Annotated in this window: 18 protein-coding genes; 3 read left to right on the top strand and 15 right to left on the bottom strand. The window is 44.7% G+C overall.

All coding sequences use genetic code 11. The annotated features are described in order from the left end of the window. Positions 1–627 (bottom strand): sigma-E factor negative regulatory protein, encoded by a 627-nt coding sequence (locus tag L5M38_RS01435; RefSeq protein WP_263165629.1) that lies wholly within the window; start codon positions 625–627, stop codon positions 1–3. 41 nt (positions 628–668) lie between these two features. Further along, positions 669–1,247, bottom strand: a complete 579-nt coding sequence (gene rpoE / locus L5M38_RS01430; RefSeq protein WP_028760826.1) for an RNA polymerase sigma factor RpoE — start codon at positions 1,245–1,247, stop codon at positions 669–671. A gap of 190 nt (positions 1,248–1,437) precedes the next feature. Between rpoE and nadB the strand changes: the two genes are divergently transcribed. Then, positions 1,438–3,051, top strand: a complete 1,614-nt coding sequence (nadB, locus tag L5M38_RS01425) for an L-aspartate oxidase (RefSeq protein WP_028760827.1) — start codon at positions 1,438–1,440, stop codon at positions 3,049–3,051. 34 nt (positions 3,052–3,085) lie between these two features. Here nadB and L5M38_RS01420 read toward each other — a convergent pair whose 3' ends face one another. From L5M38_RS01420 to rppH, 10 genes are all read right to left on the bottom strand, one after another. Further along, the gene (locus L5M38_RS01420; RefSeq protein WP_219250086.1) at positions 3,086–3,526 is read right to left on the bottom strand and encodes a protein YgfX; all 441 of its coding nucleotides are present in this window, start codon (positions 3,524–3,526) and stop codon (positions 3,086–3,088) included. Next, positions 3,507–3,755: a succinate dehydrogenase assembly factor 2 gene (locus L5M38_RS01415; protein ID WP_028760829.1), complete on the bottom strand. Its 249-nt coding sequence runs from the start codon at positions 3,753–3,755 to the stop codon at positions 3,507–3,509. The genes L5M38_RS01420 and L5M38_RS01415 overlap by 20 nt, the downstream gene beginning before the upstream one ends. An 85-nt stretch (positions 3,756–3,840) precedes the next feature. Beyond that, a complete protein-coding gene (gene nhaR, locus L5M38_RS01410) occupies positions 3,841–4,749 on the bottom strand; it encodes a transcriptional activator NhaR (RefSeq protein ID WP_263178111.1) in 909 nt (302 codons plus the stop codon). Positions 4,750–4,864: 115 nt separating this feature from the next. Next, positions 4,865–5,251: a hypothetical protein gene (locus L5M38_RS01405; protein ID WP_105249860.1), complete on the bottom strand. Its 387-nt coding sequence runs from the start codon at positions 5,249–5,251 to the stop codon at positions 4,865–4,867. 2 nt (positions 5,252–5,253) lie between these two features. Beyond that, complete coding sequence (gene nhaA / locus L5M38_RS01400) at positions 5,254–6,423, bottom strand: Na+/H+ antiporter NhaA (RefSeq protein WP_168823431.1); 1,170 nt, start codon at positions 6,421–6,423, stop codon at positions 5,254–5,256. 117 nt (positions 6,424–6,540) lie between these two features. Further along, a complete protein-coding gene (gene thyA, locus L5M38_RS01395; RefSeq protein WP_105249861.1) occupies positions 6,541–7,335 on the bottom strand; it encodes a thymidylate synthase in 795 nt (264 codons plus the stop codon). Next, positions 7,332–8,141, bottom strand: a complete 810-nt coding sequence (gene lgt / locus L5M38_RS01390) for a prolipoprotein diacylglyceryl transferase (RefSeq protein WP_263165626.1) — start codon at positions 8,139–8,141, stop codon at positions 7,332–7,334. The genes thyA and lgt overlap by 4 nt, the downstream gene beginning before the upstream one ends. A gap of 42 nt (positions 8,142–8,183) precedes the next feature. Then, positions 8,184–8,984 (bottom strand): sulfite exporter TauE/SafE family protein, encoded by an 801-nt coding sequence (locus L5M38_RS01385; RefSeq protein ID WP_028760835.1) that lies wholly within the window; start codon positions 8,982–8,984, stop codon positions 8,184–8,186. 59 nt (positions 8,985–9,043) lie between these two features. After that, the gene (ptsP, locus tag L5M38_RS01380) at positions 9,044–11,278 is read right to left on the bottom strand and encodes a phosphoenolpyruvate--protein phosphotransferase (RefSeq protein ID WP_105249864.1); all 2,235 of its coding nucleotides are present in this window, start codon (positions 11,276–11,278) and stop codon (positions 9,044–9,046) included. 22 nt (positions 11,279–11,300) lie between these two features. Next, complete coding sequence (rppH, locus tag L5M38_RS01375; RefSeq protein ID WP_006080762.1) at positions 11,301–11,825, bottom strand: RNA pyrophosphohydrolase; 525 nt, start codon at positions 11,823–11,825, stop codon at positions 11,301–11,303. A gap of 690 nt (positions 11,826–12,515) precedes the next feature. Here rppH and mutH point away from each other — a divergent pair. Together mutH and L5M38_RS01365 are read left to right on the top strand one after the other, a co-directional pair. Continuing rightward, positions 12,516–13,187, top strand: a complete 672-nt coding sequence (gene mutH, locus L5M38_RS01370) for a DNA mismatch repair endonuclease MutH (protein WP_131523041.1) — start codon at positions 12,516–12,518, stop codon at positions 13,185–13,187. A gap of 122 nt (positions 13,188–13,309) precedes the next feature. Next, positions 13,310–14,377, top strand: coding sequence for an adenylate/guanylate cyclase domain-containing protein (locus L5M38_RS01365; protein WP_105249866.1), 1,068 nt, complete (start codon positions 13,310–13,312; stop codon positions 14,375–14,377). A gap of 55 nt (positions 14,378–14,432) precedes the next feature. Here L5M38_RS01365 and oxyR read toward each other — a convergent pair whose 3' ends face one another. The 3 genes from oxyR to L5M38_RS01350 form a co-directional block, all read right to left on the bottom strand. After that, a complete protein-coding gene (gene oxyR, locus L5M38_RS01360) occupies positions 14,433–15,344 on the bottom strand; it encodes a hydrogen peroxide-inducible genes transcriptional activator OxyR (protein ID WP_028760839.1) in 912 nt (303 codons plus the stop codon). Positions 15,345–15,626: 282 nt separating this feature from the next. Then, complete coding sequence (locus L5M38_RS01355) at positions 15,627–15,992, bottom strand: Hpt domain-containing protein (protein ID WP_028760840.1); 366 nt, start codon at positions 15,990–15,992, stop codon at positions 15,627–15,629. 204 nt (positions 15,993–16,196) lie between these two features. After that, positions 16,197–17,126, bottom strand: coding sequence for a TIGR01212 family radical SAM protein (locus L5M38_RS01350; RefSeq protein ID WP_263178110.1), 930 nt, complete (start codon positions 17,124–17,126; stop codon positions 16,197–16,199). Positions 17,127–17,234 lie beyond the last annotated feature (108 nt).

Below are 17,234 nucleotides of genomic sequence, written 5' to 3'. Positions count from 1 at the left end.
TTATTGATTGACCGGAACGGGTACGACCTCGGTATTGTCCTCTACAACCGCACCAGTATTCAATCGTTGTTGCAACATATGATCTTGGATATAAGTATTAATTCGGCGACGTTGCTCATTCACCTGATCATTGGTATAGCCTTGATTCTGTTGTACAGGACCGGTTTGTAGGCTCACAGGTGATGCGCTACCAATAAGCGGTCTGGTAATCAATACGGGCGATGGTGACGCGGCATCATCGGCGCTCTGATTGTAATTCTGCACACCCACAATCGCAAACATAGCAACCGTCGCAGCAATGGCATATTGACCAAATTGCTTAAATAAAGGTACGACGCGGCTTTGCTCCGAATTGGCGGCAATTTGTGGCGTTACAGGTGCAGTAACTTTAGACGCATGATGCTTAGGCGCAACTATCGCTGGCTCAAGTTCAATGGCGGCAGCAATGCTAGCAGAGAGATCTAACACAATAGTCTGCGGCAATTCGCCACGCATGGCATCGCCTATCATATGATAGTTATGCCATTTATCATGTGAATGTGTATCAGCAGATAACTCTGCCATGGTCTGCTCATCAGTCTCTCCATCGACTGCGGCAGATACCCATTCTTGACCTAATTTATCCATTTTTCACCTGTCTAAATATAAGGGTTTCTTAAAATAAGAATTTAGGCTTCCAGCAAAGGCTGGAGCTTTTTATCGATTGCCTCTCGAGCTCGGAAGATACGCGATCTTACGGTCCCGACAGGACAATCCATGACTATGGCAATATCTTCGTAACTCATACCATCGAGTTCACGCAATGAGATGGCCATTCGTAATTCTTCAGGCAAAGTCTCTAATGTATCGAAAATCACTTTTTTGATTTCATCCGATAACATTAGCCGTTCTGGGGAGGCAAACTCCTTCAGCGCGTCACTGCCTTCGTAATATTCGGCATCTTCTGCATCAACATCATTCGCAGGCGTTCTACGCCCCTGTGATACGAGATAATTCTTCGCAGTGTTTACTGCGATGCGGTACAACCAAGTATAAAATGCACTTTCACCGCGAAAGTTTGGCAAAGCTCTGTAAGCTTTGATAAACGCTTCCTGTGCGACATCAGCAACGTCCGCTTGGTTCCGTACATAACGGGATATCAAGCTAATGACTTTACTTTGATATTTAAGCACTAACAGGTTAAAAGCGTTTTTATCACCTTGTTGTACGCGCTCAACTAATTGTTGATCACTTAATTGTCCACTCATCCGAGCCGACTTCTCCTAAATCTAAAATGCTGATTTCTCAGTCGCTCGAATCATATTCACTTATGTAGACTCGCGGGCTTTGAAAAAGTTCTAAAAATTATACAAAAAAAGTAAGGTAAAAAGGAAAGTACCCATAATCGGTGAGTTGGTTTACCATAGTTGGCACTCTTCAGTCACATCATGATACCCGATGAAACAAGTAGTTGAACACCAATCTGACATATTAGTCATAGGTAGCGGTGCCGCAGGTCTGACACTAGCTTTGCATCTTGCTGAAAAAGCAAAAGTAATTCTGCTTTCAAAAGGCCCACTCTCGGAAGGGTCGACTTACTACGCCCAAGGCGGTATCGCCTCCGTCTTCGACGAAAGTGACACTATCGAATCCCATGTTGCAGACACCTTAATCGCAGGGGCGGGTTTATGTGACAAAGACGTTGTCACTTTCACGGCTGAAAATGCCAAGAGTGCGATGCAATGGCTTATCGAATGTGGCGTCGCCTTCGATAAAGAAGAAACCACAGACGGGAACGCAAAAGATGCACCTTACCATTTAACCCGTGAAGGCGGCCATAGCCACAGACGTATTCTGCACGCTGCCGATGCCACAGGCAAAGAAGTGCAAACGACACTGCAAGAACGCGCACTCGCCCACCCCAATATTCAAGTTTTAGAACGCTATAACGCCATCGACCTCATCACCACCCGTAAGTTAAATCGCCCAGGTAATCGTGTGTTAGGCGCTTATGTGTGGAATCGTAATGAAGAACACGTCGAAACCGTTAAGGCTAAGTTTGTCGCGTTAGCAACAGGCGGTAGCTCTAAGGTTTATCAATATACCTCAAACCCCGATGTCGCTAGTGGTGATGGTATTGCCATGGCATGGCGTGCAGGTTGCCGCGTGGCGAATATGGAGTTCAACCAATTCCATCCGACGTGTTTGTACCACGCAGATGCGCGCAACTTCTTACTCACCGAAGCCCTGCGTGGTGAAGGGGCTTATCTGCGTCGTCCTGATGGCAGCCGCTTTATGCCGGACTTTGATGAACGCGCTGAGCTCGCTCCCCGTGACATCGTTGCCCGCGCCATCGATTATGAGATGAAACGTCTGGGTGCCGACTGTGTGTATCTGGATATCAGCCATAAAGATGCTGACTTTGTGATGAAGCATTTTCCGACCATCTATAGCCGTTGCTTAGATCTGGGAATTGATATCACTAAGGATGCAATCCCTGTCGTGCCTGCTGCTCACTATACCTGCGGTGGAGTAATGACAGATATGCACGGTCAAACGGATCTCAATGGTCTCTATGCTATTGGTGAAGTCGCCTATACGGGCTTACATGGCGCCAATCGTCTGGCGAGTAACTCGTTACTCGAATGTTTAGTGTTTGCCCGTGCGGCGTCACAGGACATAGAAAGCCAACTGCATAAAATTCAAATCCCGGGACAAATTCCAGCATGGGATGAAAGTAAAGTGTCGAACTCGGATGAGGAAGTGGTCATCGCCCATAACTGGCACGAACTGCGGTTATTCATGTGGGACTACGTCGGAATTGTACGCTCTGATAAACGTCTGGAGCGAGCACTGCGCCGCTGCCTGATGTTACAGCAAGAAATTCAGGAATATTACAGTAACTTCAGGGTTAGCAATAACTTGCTCGAATTACGTAACTTAGTGCAAGTGGCCGAATTAATTATTCGCTGTGCCATGGAGCGTAAAGAAAGCCGTGGGCTGCATTTTAATATCGATCATCCAGAGAAATTAGACGCGCCTCGCCCAACAATTTTACTACCAGAAAAGTAACCGCATACGCATAGGTGACTTCATCATAAACAGACTAAATCTCAGAATGAGGTTTAGTCTTTTGCATTTTAGCCCGCAGCAACAGCCGACATAAATGTCGATAGTCAGTATCATTTAACATATCAGCCCAAACCAGCAAGAGCCGCAGCTGAGTATCCACTTCGATATAAATCAAGCAAACAAAGGGCGTGACCCAAGTGCGTTTTAGTACCTGAAAGTGCTCCCCCGTTGACAAACGTCCCTCGCCTTTATCACTCAGCACAAAATCTAAACGCCAATGCTGCAGTCGCCACAACTGCAACAGCAAGAAAATACTGACAAGTACGATAAACAAATATTTAAGCAGAGATAAGGCGATAATCTCGCTTTGGGGCCAAAGCAGAAATGAGCTAGAACAGACACCAATAAAAACGACCAACGAGAGTCGTTGGTCGAAAGAGGCTTTTACGCTGAAACTATGGTGCCGGTCTTCCACGGACTTTCACTATCATACGAGCCAGTTCAGTGTCAGGGCACACTTCATGGCCCATAAACCAAGCAAACAATTCTGGATCTTCACATTCCAACAAACGGATAAACACGGTTTTATCTTCATCGGACATTTCTTGATAGAAGTTTTCAACAAAAGGTTGAAGCAAGACGTCTAATTCCAGCATCCCACGGCGACATGCCCAGCGAACCCTTGCGATGTTCATTAATTCCAAGGTATTTCTCCCAACACAGATTTGGCATTAGTCTATCAGTTCACTGACTAAAGTGTCGATTAACCCTTCATATTGGCTCACAAAATTAGCATTGTTGTACTTGCGTATCGAGCCCCTCAAAGAGATCGCTAAAATCTGTATCCAATAATCGCTTTACCGCAGGATGTTGGATCATACGTTCGGCAAACATCACATGGTATTCCTCTTTCACATCGGTGGTTTCACCGAGCAAATTCATACCATGGGAAATCACTTCTTGGCGATAAATCGACGGAGTGACAAAAATACCTCGTTTAAGGTAACCAAAGGCTTTCATCATGGCCGCATCATCGAACTCGCCCAAAATACTGACTTTAAGATTTTGCTCGTCAAACCAGCGATATAGCTGTTGTCCGAGTGAAGTTCTACGGCCGGGGATTAATAGCTGGCCTTGTTCTAAACAGGCAGGAAAATCAGTGCTATAAGTCTCAGCGGAGAAAAAACTCACGCCACACTCGCCTAATTTTTTAGATAAAATTTCAGGGTATTTCAGTGACTCACCTGCACAATCCGAAAGGATCATATCCAGTTTATGCTCACGTAAACGCGCCATTAGGCTCTCGTGAGTCGCCTCATAGCAGGCTAAGTGCATAGAATTGTCATTAGGCACTACGGATAATAAAACTCGGCTGACTAAAGCTTTAGATAAGGCATCGGCAATACCCACCTCGAATAACATGGCATCCGCTTTTTGATAATTAAGTAAATCGAGCATTTCATAGCTAAGGCTAAACATCTTATCGGCGTAGCGAAACACCAATTCACCTAATTCTGTCGCCTCCAATGTCCGCCCGACTCGCTTGAACAGACTGCCGTTTAACCTATCTTCTAAGGCACGAATTTGCCCCGTTATCGTTTGCGGCGTCAAACATAGGGCTTCGGCCGCCTTCGCGACTGAGCCCTTTTTCTTAATCATCCAAAAATAATACAAGTGGTTATAATTCAAGTGCAGCATGCTAACCCGCTGTTAATGCTCCCTCAAACGCCAAAGCGCTGAGGGGTTACTGTGTTATTTTAAACTCGATTAGTTTAAAATCAGATGATTAAAAACCTGATGATTCCCAGTCAAGTTACTTTAAACGCTGGCAGTCGAGTAAGTTAGTAACTATGCCTTGTAACTGCTCCAAATCGGCAGCATTCCCCAGACTTACCGCTTCAGTGACTCCTGAAACTAAAACGTTACGTTCAGGAATACGTTCGGCGCAATAGGTTCGATTCGCTTCTTGGAAACGTTTACCACCGCGATACTTAAGTGCCCTCGATTCATAACCATTAGTTTCTAATCTCGCCCCTAAGGAATCAGATTTAAACATCAAAGCGCCATCCACTATTCCTTCAAGATAGCTTTGGCAAGTCTGCGAGTTTGCATCCTGATTACAGGCCGAAATTTGCGATGCCGTCGCGGTTGTCGATAAACATAAGAGCGTTGCTATTCCCATTAATTTCAACTTTATCATAGTTATACTCCTTTCTTAGGTAACACTTTTGATAACCAGAAATACCCGACTAACGCTGCCATAATCGAACCGATTAAGGTCCCTAGGCGTGCTAAGTCACCGTACATAGGGTCTGCATGTTCAAAGGCTAACGACGCAATAAACATAGACATAGTAAAACCAATACCGCACATGGCCGCGACGGGGGCAATTTGCTTCCAACCTACGCCATCGGGCAATTGAGCTAATTTTAGTTTCACCGCAATAAAGCTAAATAACATTACACCGATTGGCTTACCTAACATCAGGCCCAATGCAATACCAACAGGAACAGGAGAAATTAACGTCTCCAAATTCATATTGCCGACATAAACGCCCGCATTGGCAAAAGCAAACACTGGCAAAATGAGGAAAGTACTCCAAGGATGCAAACTATGCTCTAAGCCTTCTGAGGGTGAACTGCCATCCTTTGCCCGCAATGGAATACAAAAAGCAATGATGACGCCAGCCAGAGTCGCATGCACTCCAGACTTAAGAACGGCAACCCAAAGAATTAACCCTAAGATGCCATAGGGTAAAAGTGAAGTAACCCCTTTGCGGTTTAACCCGACCAGGCCCGCAATCGCTAAACTGGCAATCACTAAACTGATGGTTGATAAGTCAGTACTGTAAAACAGCGCGATAATCACTATGACGCCTAAGTCATCGATGATAGCTAAAGCAAGTAAGAAGACTTTCAGTGAAACAGGAACGCGGCTTCCGAGCAGCGCCATAATACCTAAGGCAAAGGCAATATCGGTCGCGGCAGGAATCGCCCAGCCCGCTTGTGTGACAGGATCACCGTAGTTAAACAGTAAGTACACACCAGCAGGGACTAACATGCCGCCAATGGCTGCAAAGGTAGGCAGGGAAGCTTGAGCGACACTCGATAAGGCGCCTTCAAGTAACTCACGTTTCACTTCTAAACCAATCAGCAAAAAGAATATGGCCATCAAGCCATCGTTTATCCACAGGATGAGTGGCTTGTGTATATTGAGCTCGCCAATTTTGACTTGAACGTCAGTGCCTAAAAAGCCTTGATAAAGTCCAGATAAGGGGGAATTGGCCATCAGCATGGCTAAGGCAACAGCAACCAATAGTAGGATACCGCCAGCCGACTCTTGGCTCAGAAAATTTCTAATTGCTTTTTCCATCTTGCACTCCTAAAAATCATAATGAATTGAGTGTAGACGAATTGTAATAACAAATATAATCGTAAGTTTCTCCCTAACACCTCGGTTATCCCGAAGTGTTAGGCTAAAAAACATGCATCACACAGCAACAGGGGCTTTGATATGAGGGTGTGGAGCGTAGTTTGTTAATTCAAAATCATCGAATTGATAGTCAAAAATCGACTCAGGTCTGCGTACAATAGTCATGGTCGGCAACGGTTTTGGATCACGACTTAACTGCAGTGCCGTCTGTTCCATATGATTAGAATATAAATGGGTATCGCCACCCGTCCACACAAAATCACCTAAGGCCAAGTCACATTGCTGGGCGACCATCATAGTTAACAAAGCATAACTGGCAATATTAAATGGCAAACCAAGAAACACATCACAACTACGCTGATACAGCTGACAAGATAATTTGCCATCGGCTACATAGAACTGAAAAAACGCGTGGCACGGTGCCAAAGCCATTTTATCCAGTTCGCCCACGTTCCAAGCAGAAACGATAAGACGGCGAGAATCTGGTTGAGATTTTATCTGGGCGATAACTTGCGAAATCTGGTCGATAGCATCACCACTCTGGGTTGGCCAACTGCGCCACTGGGCACCATAAACTGGGCCCAAATCGCCATTATCATCGGCCCATTCATCCCAAATACTGACCTTGTTTTCGCGTAAATAGGCAACGTTAGTTTCACCCTTCAGAAACCACAGCAATTCATGAATGATAGAGCGCATATGGCATTTTTTGGTGCTCACCAAAGGAAAACCTTTGCTCAAATCGAAGCGCATTTGATAGCCAAATACCGAGCGAGTCCCAGTACCTGTGCGATCCGATTTATCCACGCCTTCGGCTAATATATGCTTCATTAAGTCTAAATACTGTTTCATTGCTGCTTACCTTGCTTACGAAAAATCAAGTACAAACCGATTAACACCATAGGCACAGAGAGTATCTGCCCCATAGTCATAAATCCCCAGTAGAGTCCCAACTGTGTGTCGGGTTGCCTCACAGTTTCAACCATAATACGGAACATACCGTAACCGACTAAGAACATACCAGAGACGGCACCGACTTTATTGGTACGTTTGCTAAACCAGTAAAGTAATAGGAATAATGCTACGCCTTCAAGGGCGAACTGATACAACTGGGATGGATGACGTGGGTCAGGCCCACCAGTTGGAAACACCATAGCCCAAGGCAGATCAGTGGTTCGTCCCCAAAGCTCGCCGTTGATAAAGTTACCAATACGACCAGCGCCTAAACCAATAGGCACAACAGGTGCCACCATATCGGCGACAGCAAAAAAAGTACGTTTTTGTTTCCACGCGATATAGAGCATCGCCGTAATCACGCCCAGCAAACCGCCGTGGAAGGACATGCCACCTTCAGAGATTTTAAATAAATAGAGGGGACTGGCGAGGAAATAATCGAAATGATAAAAAAGCACGTAACCGATACGGCCACCTAAAATCACCCCAAGAAAACCATAAAAGAGTAAATCTGAAACTTGCTCCCGCGTCCATATCCCCTTTGAACGGTCGGCTTTGCGGTTCAACAACCACATGGCCGCAACAAATCCGACTAAATAGGTAAAACCATACCAACGCAGTGCCGGTTCAAAGGTTTGTCCAAAAAGATTAAACGGTCCAAATGAAACGATCACGGGATCGATATTGGGGAAACTCAACGCCATAACACATCCATTAGCAGCCTAAAACAAAGATAAGCATAAAAACTAGGTCAGAATTAACTTAAGGCCGACACATAGAAGTAACAATGCAAATATCTTTTTAAGTACAGGTGTTGGCCAAGTGCTCGCCGCTTTTACCCCCACAGGCGCCATCAAGACAGAAGTGATCACTAAACCAAACAATGCAGGTAAATAGATATAGCCTAAGGTACCATAGGGCAACTCAGGGGCATTCATTCCTGCAATAATATAGCCGAAACTGCCAGAAAGAGAGATTAAGAAGCCCATCGCCGCAGAAAAGCCCACGGCTTGACGCATCTGTAAACCATAAAAAGTCAAAAATGGCACTATCAGTATACCGCCACCTATCCCGGTCAAACCTGCCAAAACCGCAACAAAAGCCGATACAACAAAAAGCACTACTGAATTAGGTAATTGACGATTTGATTCGGCCTTAACGGGATAAGCCATTTGAATTGTCATTAAAATCACAAAGATGGCAAAACCTTGTTGTAACTTATCAGCGGGAATACGCTCAGCAATAAAACCTGAAGCCAGCGCGCCTATAATCAGGCCCGGTAACATTGATTTGAATAAATCCCAAGGCACATTGCCACGCTTATGGTGGGCACGTGCCGACGAAATAGAGGTGAGAATAATGGCTGCTAGCGAAGTGGCAATTGCAATATGGGGGAGCTGAGTAGAGCTAATACCGACCGATGGCAAAATATAAAGCAGTGCCGGCACTACAATCAAGCCGCCACCGATACCTAATAATCCTGCCATAAAGCCGACAAATGCGCCTAAAGCCAAGCAAATAAAGAACACCAACAACAAACTATCCACACGAGTACCTACAGCGTGATAAATTGAGGGCCTTAGCTTAAAGCAAAAAACAGCATTAGTTAATTAAGAATTGTTGCGAGACCCTGCTGGGTCAAATATTCTTTAACCAGCTCACGCACTTGGAAGCCGTTTGATAGGCTCAGCGCTTTAGCAAGTAATTGATCTAAATCGGCCCGCGCAACACGACGCAATAGATAATTGATCCGCGCTAAACTGCCCTGATTCATACTCAACTGATCGTATCCCATAGCCACCAGCAAAATGGCCCCCATAGGTTCGCCCGCTAACTCTCCACAGATACTAATATCGAGTTTATGGTACCGACAATCGAGGTGCGCCTGATGCAAAGCCCGCAATATTCCAGGATGATAACTATCAAATAACGAGCTCACCCGCGGGTTATTACGGTCAACAGCCAATAAATATTGGGTTAAATCATTACTACCAACAGAGACAAAATCCACTCGTTTTGCCACATCATCCAACTGATATAACATGGCGGGCACTTCGAGCATAATGCCTATGCGTGGCATCACTATGTCGCTGTTAACATCGTTTTTTAATTCAACATAGGCTTGTTGCAAATATTCTAAGGATTGATCGATTTCATCTAAGTTGCTGACCATAGGCAGCAAAATACTTAACTGTTTACCGTCTCCCCCAGCCTGTAGCATGGCCCGTAACTGCACCAAAAACAGCTCAGGATGATCCAGAGACAAGCGAATACCGCGCCATCCAAGGAAAGGATTGTCTTCTTTAATCGGGAAATACGGTAAAGGTTTATCGCCTCCCACATCTAAAGTACGCATCACCACAGGTCGACCGGACGCTGCCGATAAGACCTGTTGATAGACTTTGACTTGCTCAGATTCACTCGGGAAGCGCTGTTGCAACATAAAAGGAATTTCAGTGCGATAAAGCCCAATACCGTCGGCGCCCTCTGCAATTTCAGAGGCCACACCACTGAGTAATCCCGCATTGAGATACAAGCGAATACGTGAACCATCTAAGGTTACAGAAGGCAGCGCTAATTCTTGGGCATACTGGCGTTGCAAGGCTTTTTGTGCCGAAATCAGGCTACGATACTCACCGACAATCGCAGGTGATGGCGACACCAATAACTGACCACGGCTTGCGTTGACGACTAAAAGTTTTTGGTCAATATTGGCAGATAACAGTTGCTCTACACCTGTAATAGCAGGCACACCTAAGGCACGGGCTAAAATGGCGGCATGGGAGTTTACGCCACCAAGCTCAGTGACAATACCCGCAAGCTTTTGCCTTGGGAACTCAGCCAACATAGTCGCATCGGCTTCACGGGTAATGAGGATTACAGGTTTATCGGGCTCAAGCTCTAGACGTTCTGGCTCAATAAGTTGGCGCAATACTTTTTGACCTAAGTCGCGAATATCGCTAGCCCGCTCCTTAAGGTAAGGGTCTTCCATTGCTAAAAACTGTTGAATATAACGTAGAGACACTCGACTCACCGCCGACTCAGCAGCCCAGCCTAATTGCACTTCACGGGTATATTCGCCGCCTAAACTAGCATCATCAAGCAGTAACTGTAATGCATTGAAAATGGAGACAACTTCGTCATCTTGCTCACGATCAAACCGTTGAGATAAGGCACCTATCGCTTCTTTACAACGCACCATAGCCGTGGTTAAGCGACTCGATTCATAGGCAATATCGTCAGAACGCACCTCAGGCTGTTCAAGGGGGATTTCCCCACCAAGTACGAAGGCATACGCAATGGCGATACCGTTTGACGCTGAAGTACCTTGAAACAGAATTTGTTGATGATGGGAGCTGACTTGTGCTTTTTGTTTTAAGCCACGCACCGCCATCGCTAATTGGGCGGCGAGCGTCATCAGGAAGGCTTCTTCACCCTCACTGAATTGGCGAGCACTCGCCTGCTGTACCACTATCACCCCTACCACAGCCTTCTGGTAGATAATAGGTACAGCTAAAAAAGCGCGGTATTCTTCTTCGGCGACTTCAGGAAAAAGCTTAAACCTTGGATGAAGCCGAGCATCTGCTAAATTAACGGCCTCTTCTCGCTGGGCAGCGAGTCCAACTAAACCTTCAGTCAGCGGCATACGTACTCGACCAACGGCGCTTTTTTCAAGGCCATCGGTTGCAGATAACACGAGTTCTTGCTCTTCTAGGATATAGATGGAGCAACATTGGGTTTCCATCGCCGCTTTAGTCGATGAAACTAAGATTTCTAATGCGGTTTCCAAACTGTGGGCAGATGCCACAGCCTGAGTAATATCCCTAAGCGTATTTAACACTGTTTTCAATCCTCTTTTGAAATCAGCCCGTTGTTTTTTGTCTTCCCCGTTTCCTAGGTATTTCTAGGGTTTGGAATGACAATGCCGTTACCGCAAACTCTTTCATCACCTTACGATAAACATCACGCTTAAATGACACAACTTGCCGCACAGGATACCAATAACTTACCCAGCGCCAATCGTCAAATTCAGGATGCCCAGAAGAACTCAAATTAATCGCACTATCTTGGCTTTTCAGTTGTAACAGAAACCACTTTTGTTTTTGCCCGATACACACAGGTTTACTGTCTTGCCTCACTAAACGCTTTGGCAAACGATAGCGCAACCAAGAACGGGTCGAGGTTAATATATGCACGTGTTCAGGTCTTAGGCCCACTTCTTCATACAACTCACGGTACATAGCCTCTTCTGCTGTCTCGCCATCATCGACGCCACCTTGAGGAAATTGCCATGAGTGTTGACCGAAACGTCTAGCCCACATGACTTGGCCATATCTGTTACAAATTATAATGCCCACATTTGCGCGAAAGCCGTCGCTATCAATCACATGGACTCCAAATCACATTAAATTTTAATAAACTGATTGTTTCATAAAGCTAGTCTCTCAGCAAACCTCTATTTTATCCTAAGCTTTGGATAACATCTGACTTAAAAGACATTTATCAACAATACTAGGGGATGGAATCCGGGGATATCCACATTTTCTGTGGATATCTCTGTTTGAAACTCAGGTGAACTTGTTATAACGTTCAAAAAACATCTATTTACCATCGTTTTCAAAATTTAGAGTTAAAACTTAATAGCAAACAAATTCATAAACTTGCACGTTAATCACGATTTATTTTAGACTAAAAAACCAATAAAGCTCATTATTTGACCAGCAAGAAGTATTTATATCATTCTCGCGATATTACTCAACTTTATACACAAATAGTGTCCACAACTGTCCACAAAAGCCAGAATAAATGCACTTTATTCGCATTGACTTAGGATTTTTATTAGGTTAAGAGGCTCACTTTACTGAGTTATCCATAATATCTGTGGATAAGTATGTGGGGAACGCAAGGGAAAGCAGAGAGTAACTTTGAACACTTTTTTGCAAAACGGGGGTTAACACGGATATAAAATTTAAAATCAGTCACTTAGAATAAAAACATTCGGTACAAGTTAATCCACCCTGTAGGGCTCATTTTTTAACCACCATTGCTAAGCGGTTATTTTTAAGTAAAATCCAGTCATGAATCGAATTATCCCCCCTGAAAATCTATCTGAACTACTCGAACGTGCCAACATGATGGCGGGCGTAAGTTTGGCGCAGATAGCCAGCCAAAGAAGCATTCGTGTCCCCAAGGATCTTAAACGCGATAAAGGTTGGGTCGGTCAACTAATCGAAATGGAATTAGGCGCAACGGCGGGTTCTAAACCTGAGCAAGATTTTCTACATTTAGGAGTCGAGCTTAAAACTATCCCCATTGATACACAGGGGCGACCGCTGGAGACCACATATGTCTGCGTGGCGCCGCTATCGAATATCCAAGGATTAACCTGGCAAAACAGCTTAGTCTGCCATAAGTTACAGCGAGTACTTTGGGTACCCGTTGAAGGAGAGAGGCATATTCCTGTGGGTGAGCGCCGTATAGGTACACCAATATTGTGGGAACCAGATCCGCACGAGTTGCAATTACTGCAACAGGATTGGGAAGAGATCATGGAGCTTATCGCCCTCGGAAAAGTAGAGAGGCTTACAGCGCGCCACGGCGAAGTGCTGCAATTGCGCCCTAAGGCCGCTAATAGTAAGGCGTTAACACAAAGCATTGCCGAAGATGGTAGCCTCAAAATGACCAACCCTAGGGGCTTTTATTTAAAGACCAGTTTCACTGCTATGATACTTAATAAGGTATTTGGTTAATTTTTAGTAACGATATGGACTTGGATTGATCCAGATCACAAATTTCACTGGCACTAAGGTGACTCTTTTCTATAAACTACGGCATCCTGAAATCACAGCCGTATTCGGATACCAATCAAGCAGTGAGAGCACGTAGACAAGCGAAAAAACTCCTTTTTGCGATTTTAGCTTGGGCGATTGCCATGGCTGCATTCGTGTTTTTTCGATATGCCCAATCACCAGAGCTGCCCCAATGGGCGGTAAGTTCGGCTGATCTCGCAACACTTGCTATCTACATGGGGATTATTTTCGGCAGCTTACATTGGATGTCGAACGTCATTGCCGATTTCAGTGCAATCAATCGCCTCCCCTATGTGTTTTCAGTCATCTTTAAGGGCTTGTTTTTATTACTGGGTGCTACGACGTTAGCTTACATGACTCAGTTTTTAAATATGTGGGCCATCGAAAATCACATGTCGACCCTCAGACAAATGCTGACGGCGCACATTCTCTATAGTCCTTCATTCCAAGCATTGATCGTATATCTGGTCGTCGTACGAGTCAGCTTAGCTTTTGTCGAACAAATGGCATTATTAGTCGGGCCGCGTATTTTACTCAACATAGGCCTTGGTAAATACCATAAGCCAAGATATGAACAGCGCTTATTCCTCTATTTAGACATGGTCGCCTCAACCACACATGCCGAATCACTTGGCGATTACCGCTTTAGTCGATTGATCCAAGACAGCTTTAGTTTACTTTCAGATACTGTGTCCAATAACGAAGCTGAAATCTACCGCTATATGGGAGATGCAGTGCTGCTTCACTGGCCATTAGAAGAAGGGATAGTTCACGACCGCTGCATGAATATCTATTTTGAATTTAGCCAACAACTGAACTGGCAACGCCGCTACTTTGAAGAGCATTATGGCTTTGTGCCGAAATTTAAAGCGGCGGCCCATTGTGGCCAAGTCGTCGCTGCAGTTGTTGGTGTACAGAAACAAGAAATTAGTTTCTTTAGTGACGTGCTCAATACCTTAGCAAGACTGCAAGACCAATGTAATCCACTAGGACAGCGCATGTTGATTTCGGGTGCACTCGCGGGACGTTTAGATAACCCCAACACTCAGTATCACCTATCAAATCTAGGCCCAGTCAAACTCAAAGGGAAACAACACTCAATTGAAGTGTTTGGCGTTTCCCCGCTTTGATTTGTAATCGACTTTAAGCTTTAGCTTGAATTAATGCTTTGCAGTTACAGTCAGTTTATTCCTCGTCCTTAGCTAATAATTTTTGGATCATTAACCCTAAAGTGCGGAAAGTTAAGATCCGACTGGTGGTTTGACGCCAGACCAGGCCGATATCACGGTAAGGTGCTTCACCCGGTGGCGTCATCACCACTAAATCTGTGTCATTCAAAATACCCGCGTCAATGGCCATTTGCGGAAGAAACGTGGTGCCCAGTTTACTGTTCACCATCTGCACTAAAGTATGCAAACTGGTGGCGGCAAACGGATTGACTTTCGCACTATCACCTAGCTGACATGCAGTAATAGCATGGCCTGTGATGCAATGCTCACTTTGCAGAAGAAAAATACTCTCGTCCGGCAGAGTTTGATAATCAATAGGTTGATGTATGCCACCCGCTAAATCTTTGTGGGCTACCATTTTGAAAGGATCTATGCCCACTTTCATGCTGTGGTAACCGCTAGTATCAACGGGTAGCGCTAGGATCAATAAGTCCAGCTCTCCTTTACCCAAAGCATCTAGCAAACGCTCAGTGGTATCTTCCTTCAATAATAAACTCATCGCTGGATAAGATTGCTGACACTGGCGGATCACACGACTCAATAGGAAAGGCGCTATGGTTGGAATACAGCCTAAGCGAATATCCCCCGTCATCGGCTCACCTTGATTTTTCACTAATTCCACCAAATCATCCACATCAGTGAGAATTTTACGGGCGCGCTGCACCACTTCTTCACCAATGGCGGTAAACATAAATGACTTATGGTCTCGCTCAATCAACTGATGTCCTAACTGCTCTTCTAGGTTTTGGATCCCACTTGAAAGCGTTGATTGACTGACAAAACACACCTTAGCGGCGCGGTTAAAATTCTGCTCTTGATGGAGATTCACCAAATAGAATAAGTTTTTTAAGCTAGGTAAACTTTTCATTTTCTCGATTGCCATGAAGGTTATGAATTAAGAAATTAAATCTACTTTAGCATAAGTGATGAGCAATAACGCGGCATAAGATATCAGGATTGTGACCCGAATCGATATTCAATCGGTTCGCCGTAAAACTTAAGTGGGAGTATCAAAATAAGATGGGAAAAGCGCTAACAAGAAAATGTCGAAAACAACAAACTTAATCGTAAAACCAATGCAAGATTCACTCAATTGAGCGCAACAATAGACATTATTGCTGCGCCTTAACGTACCTTAGCAAGTAATATTTTATGCTTTGGCTTGGAGGAATAACTTTAACTGTTGTAAATCTGCACTCGCGTGTTCAACGATGTCAGCAACCCAAGAGCCATGTTCAGCATCCCATCTTGCTTCTTCGCCATGCTGTAATAACTGGGCGATCTGCTGAATACGTTTTAACCCCACAGAACCTGCAGCACCTTTAAATTTATGTGCTTCTGAACATAAGGTATCTTTGTCTGCTGCGTCGTTAGCCTTCACTAGATTTCCAACATATTCAGGCATTAGCTGCTCAAATAAAACCACACTCTTGAGTAAGGTACCGGCACCAATGGCGCTGCAGTACTGTTCGAGAGTATTGAGATCTAGGATTGCTTCTAATTCAACTGTGGCCATAAGGCCTCCCTTAAGTGGTTCAATGCTTAAAACGAATTTATCACATGATACCCACTAAAATTGTCAGTGCAACTTATAGCGATATTCATGGTCTAATTCAGATTAAAATTAACAAAAAACAAACTAATAGTCGTAAATAAACGCTTACGACATAATAGCGACGACATAACATTTAGGGAGTAAATTTATCCCACTAACTTGCCTCTATCGTTGCGCTAATGCGTGCCCTTGTCCACCATAAAGCTGCAGATTATCCACAATCGCCACCAATCCATCCCAACGATAGGCACACCAATCGGGTGCTAATAGCATAGGTTTTTTCGCATAAGCGGTGACACGGTGAAAAATCACTTCCGCGGGAGTATGGCGGATCATCTCACCGACACTGTGGGCATAATCCTCAATACTCAATAAAGGTAAGCGCCCACTTCGCCACGATTTAGCCATAATGCTACCTTCGACAATATGCAAAGGATGTAGCTTCAAACCATCAACGCCCTGCTGCAATACAGCAGCTAAAGTCGCCATATAATCGCTATGGGTTTCATCTGGTAAGCCAAGAATGAGATGAGTGCACACCTTAAGACCGCGAGCTCTCGCCCTAGACACAGTGTCACAATAACAGGCGAAATCATGGCCACGGTTAATTCTACGCAGTGTTTCATCTTTGGCTGTTTGCAACCCGAGCTCTAACCACACATCGACACCTTTTTCCTGATAGCGCGCCAGTAAATCCAGTACATTATTCGGCACACAATCGGGGCGAGTTCCAACACATAAACCGACTATCTCGCCATCTTTAACCGCTTCATCGTACTTAGCCATTAACACTTGATATTCATCGTAAGTGCTAGTGTAGGCTTGAAAATAAGCAATAAATTTATCGGCTTGTGCCTGAGGCTTCGCCTCACGATAGCGGCTCTTACCCTGTTCAAGTTGCTCAGTAATACTCAATACATCGGCGGTTTGATGGCTAAATGACGCCACATTACAGAAAGTACAACCTCCACGCCCCAAAGTGCCGTCACGGTTAGGGCAAGTAAACTTAGCATCAATAGTGAGTTTTCGCAGTCGGGTGCCATATCGTGCCTTGCAAACGGCACCAAAGGTATTCACATATGCATCAAGCCCCATTAGAGCACCCACCAAATTTCATATCGCTTCATTGAGAATAACCAAGATAAAATCACAAATAGAAAAGAAAATACGTGAACAAATAGAAGAAAAAGCTTAGTGTAAACA

The sequence above is a fragment of the Shewanella sp. SM101 genome, assembly GCF_025654465.1.
Classification (GTDB): Bacteria; Pseudomonadota; Gammaproteobacteria; order Enterobacterales; family Shewanellaceae; genus Shewanella; species Shewanella oncorhynchi.
The sequence above is the reverse complement of the archived record's forward strand: the minus strand, read 5'-3'. Positions and strand labels throughout refer to the sequence as shown.

Coding starts and splice junctions, on each gene's coding strand:
- L5M38_RS01435 (WP_263165629.1), bottom strand. CDS start 627: ATGGATAAATTAGGTCAAGAATGGGTATCTGCCGCAGTCGATGGAGAG.
- rpoE (WP_028760826.1), bottom strand. CDS start 1,247: ATGAGTGGACAATTAAGTGATCAACAATTAGTTGAGCGCGTACAACAA.
- nadB (WP_028760827.1), top strand. CDS start 1,438: ATGAAACAAGTAGTTGAACACCAATCTGACATATTAGTCATAGGTAGC.
- nhaR (WP_263178111.1), bottom strand. CDS start 4,749: ATGCTGCACTTGAATTATAACCACTTGTATTATTTTTGGATGATTAAG.
- L5M38_RS01405 (WP_105249860.1), bottom strand. CDS start 5,251: ATGATAAAGTTGAAATTAATGGGAATAGCAACGCTCTTATGTTTATCG.
- nhaA (WP_168823431.1), bottom strand. CDS start 6,423: ATGGAAAAAGCAATTAGAAATTTTCTGAGCCAAGAGTCGGCTGGCGGT.
- thyA (WP_105249861.1), bottom strand. CDS start 7,335: ATGAAACAGTATTTAGACTTAATGAAGCATATATTAGCCGAAGGCGTG.
- lgt (WP_263165626.1), bottom strand. CDS start 8,141: ATGGCGTTGAGTTTCCCCAATATCGATCCCGTGATCGTTTCATTTGGA.
- mutH (WP_131523041.1), top strand. CDS start 12,516: ATGAATCGAATTATCCCCCCTGAAAATCTATCTGAACTACTCGAACGT.
- oxyR (WP_028760839.1), bottom strand. CDS start 15,344: ATGAAAAGTTTACCTAGCTTAAAAAACTTATTCTATTTGGTGAATCTC.
- L5M38_RS01355 (WP_028760840.1), bottom strand. CDS start 15,992: ATGGCCACAGTTGAATTAGAAGCAATCCTAGATCTCAATACTCTCGAA.
- L5M38_RS01350 (WP_263178110.1), bottom strand. CDS start 17,126: ATGGGGCTTGATGCATATGTGAATACCTTTGGTGCCGTTTGCAAGGCA.